Source organism: Catenibacterium sp. CAG:290, from assembly GCF_000437715.1.
GTDB lineage: Bacteria > Bacillota_I > Bacilli_A > Erysipelotrichales > Coprobacillaceae > Catenibacterium > Catenibacterium mitsuoka_A.
The window spans coordinates 1-471 of record NZ_FR898841.1; the positions used below are offsets into that span (position 1 = coordinate 1).

Here is a 471-nt window from a genome sequence, read left to right on the forward strand (position 1 = left end):
TGATGCGGACCCAGCCAAGTGACGGAATCTTGATTCGGTGTCTTTCACAGAGGCAATCTTTTGGATTATTCCTTACAAAATACATCTTTACATCAGATCTGCCTTTCTTCTTAAATTTTGGAAAGGCACTCTTGTGATCAAAGAATCTTTTAAATGCGGTCTGTCCGTTATTTACTGCCTGTGTTACCGACTTTGAATAAGCCTCCTTAATCCAGGAATATTCTGGATGGCTCAGAAGAAACTCATTATTGAGCCATACTCTAAACTGGCTGCTGCTCATAAACTTTTTGCCACTTTCATAAAGTTCCTTATTATGAGCAAGATAAAAGTTATAGATAAATCTGCAAGTACCTATTGTTTTACGAATTTTGACTTTCTGGTCCTCTGTAGGATTTATTTCCGTTTTGAAGCTCTTCAGCAATTTCCTCATCCCTTTCTATCTGTTTTTTATACTTACGAAACCCCTGCAAC

At 37.6% G+C, this 471-nt stretch carries 2 pseudogenes; both read right to left on the reverse strand.

Features of this window, described 5'->3' with window-relative positions:
• Nucleotides 1-280: pseudogene (locus QVO42_RS07320) on the reverse strand (hypothetical protein); the annotation flags it as partial.
• Nucleotides 281-295: 15 nt separating this feature from the next.
• A pseudogene (locus QVO42_RS10535) lies at nt 296-430 on the reverse strand (helix-turn-helix domain-containing protein); the annotation flags it as partial.
• Nucleotides 431-471 lie beyond the last annotated feature (41 nt).